1 protein-coding gene and 2 pseudogenes are annotated in these 2,394 nt (G+C 59.9%); 2 read left to right on the forward strand and 1 reads right to left on the reverse strand.

The window, feature by feature from the left end:
- Positions 1 to 184 precede the first annotated feature (184 nt).
- Positions 185 to 550: a histone-like nucleoid-structuring protein, MvaT/MvaU family gene (locus tag EGJ22_RS25780; protein ID WP_029887455.1), complete on the reverse strand. Its 366-nt coding sequence runs from the start codon at positions 548 to 550 to the stop codon at positions 185 to 187.
- Positions 551 to 766: 216 nt separating this feature from the next.
- Here EGJ22_RS25780 and EGJ22_RS26755 point away from each other — a divergent pair.
- Together EGJ22_RS26755 and EGJ22_RS25790 are read left to right on the forward strand one after the other, a co-directional pair.
- A pseudogene (locus tag EGJ22_RS26755) lies at positions 767 to 1,171 on the forward strand (DUF2946 family protein); the annotation flags it as partial.
- 81 nt (positions 1,172 to 1,252) lie between these two features.
- A pseudogene (locus tag EGJ22_RS25790) lies at positions 1,253 to 2,394 on the forward strand (TonB-dependent receptor); the annotation flags it as partial.

Raw genomic sequence — 2,394 nt, forward strand, 5'->3', positions numbered from 1 at the left:
ATGCGCCGCGCGGGCGGCGCTCGATCTCACAGGCGCTGAAGGTGCTGCGGCTACCCTTGCCAGAAACCATAGAATCTCCCACAGGACCATGCAATGCTTGAGGGCTGTGCTGTTCCTGTGGGAGTTGGCATGCCGGCGACGGGGCACAGAACGGCCCCAATTGCTCAGTTGTGCGCGGTACGGATTAGCGGGCGACCCAACTTTCGACTTCATCCGCGCCGTATTGCTGCTTCCACTCTTTCAACTGGCGGTGATTGCCGCCTTTGGTCTCGATAACTTCGCCAGAGTGCGGATTCTTGTAGTGTTTCACCTGTCGGGCACGGCGCGGTGCTTTCGCTGTGGCCGCAGGGGCTGACTGGCGGTTGGCCTGCGGATCGAGCAAATTGATGATGTCACGCAGGCTATAGCCATATTTGGCTAGCAGGTCGCGTAGTTTTGTTTCGAACTCGATTTCTTTCTGCAGCTCAGACGACCCTTTCAGCGCTTCAAGTTCAGCCAATTGCTGGGCCAGTTTTTGTTCAAGCTGACGAAACTCTGCCAGACGCGACATGTACTTACTCCGAAGTGGGTGGGGTGCTAGTTAGAGAATCCTAACGCGGTTCAAGTTCAAACCCAAATGACAATGAGCTCCAGCCCTGCGCAAGTTCTGTAATGGCGCCAGACACGACAGCGGTCATTAGCGCATGCGACAAAATAGCGCGTCACGGAACTTGAACTGCCCGTCACCGATACGGCTTAATGCGCGCGACGTTTTCATGGGTGATTCATACTTTCAAGAGCGCGTGCGCATCTCTGTCTGTTCGCCTGCTTCGCCGTGCTGTTCAACCTGCTGGCGATGCCGCTTGACCGTGCCTTGCAAACACCCCGCGTCGACAGCTAATCCCTGATTCTCGGTAGCTTTTGCAGCCTGCACGGTGCACAGAGCCTGCCCAAGTCACTGCTGGCCCAGCTGAAGGCCGAGCTGCCCCAACTCGGTGACCAGCCGGAAACGAAACACCAGGCGGGCGACTGCTGCTGTGGCCATGCCGGGCATAGCCTGCTGGCCAGCGAATACTATCGCCACCTGTTCCCGCGGTTCTGGCCCGATGCGCTTCTGCTCGGTGACAGCCATAGGTTGCCACTGCCGCGTGAGCAGTGGCCAAAGCTCAACCCCCGCGCCTCTCCCCTGGCCTGCCCCGTCGCTGATTGCCAACAGCTGCCCCGTGACCTGCGGTGCGCAGCCCTGCCCGACTGTCTAGCCAGGAAACTTTCCATGCCTGCGTTCCGTTGTACCGCACGTGCTGCCTTGCCCGTGCTCGCTTTGTTCAGCCTCAGCCCCCTGACACTGGCCGTGGCCGAAACACTGCCTGCTGAAAACTCCACCCTCACCCTTGGCGCGGTCAACGTGACCAGTACCGAAAGCGGCCCGCTGGCCACCAGCAGCGTGCTCAGCTCGGTGGATATCCTGGGCGGCGACATCCTCGAGAAAATTCCGGTGGCTTACAGCTGGGAGCTGTTCAGGCGCGCGCCCGGGGTGTTGCTGACCGAATTCAACCAGGGCACCACCTCGGGCAAGCTGTCGTTTCGCGGCTTCAATGGCGAAGGCGAAGTGAACGCGGTCAAGTTGCTGATCGATGGCGTCCCCAGCAACACCAACGACGGCAACATGCCCTTCATCGACTCGGTGTTCCCCATGGACATCGACAGCATCGAAGTGGTGCGTGGTACCAGCGATCCACGCTACGGCCTCAACAACATCGCCGGTAACGTCAATATCCACACCCGCACCGGGGGCAACTACAACAAGGCGCGCCTGCGCTACGGCAGCTTCAATACGCGTGAGGTTCAACTGGCCAAGGGCATCGAGACCAGCAATTGGACGCAGAACTACTTCTTCGCTCGCCAGCAGGTTGATGGCTACCGTGACCATGCCGATACCGAGCGCTACAGCTTCGGCGGCAAGTGGTCTACACCCCCGACGATGGCAGCTACCGCCTTGGTCTGATTGCCCGTCACTACGAGTCAGAAGCTCAGGAGGCGGGCTACCTGACCGAGGATGACGCCCGCCGTCATCCGCGCATGTGCAATGACTACAACGCTACGGACAAGGGGACGCGGCGGATGGCGGATGAACCAAGTCAGCGTGCACTTCGATACCGACCTGGCCGACACTTTGTCGTGGTCAGCCAAGACCTACCTCAATACCTTCGACGATCGTCGCTGGACTCAATACTGGCGTACCAGCTCGCAACAGGGACGAGACACCTACGAAGACCAGTACGGTGCCATTACCTCGTTGACCTGGCGGCCACAGGTGGACTGGCTGCACGCCTTCGCGCTGGAAGGTGGCAGCGATGTGCAAAAGCAACAGAACCGCAGCGAGCGCTATCGCACCGTGGAGCGTGTACGCCAGGC

Source organism: Pseudomonas sp. p99-361 (assembly GCF_003935475.1).
GTDB classification, from domain to species: Bacteria; Pseudomonadota; Gammaproteobacteria; order Pseudomonadales; family Pseudomonadaceae; genus Aquipseudomonas; species Aquipseudomonas juntendi.

Bases quoted from the DNA above. Each gene is read 5' to 3' on its own strand.
- EGJ22_RS25780 (WP_029887455.1), bottom strand. From the start codon at position 550: ATGTCGCGTCTGGCAGAGTTTCGTCAGCTTGAACAAAAACTGGCCCAG.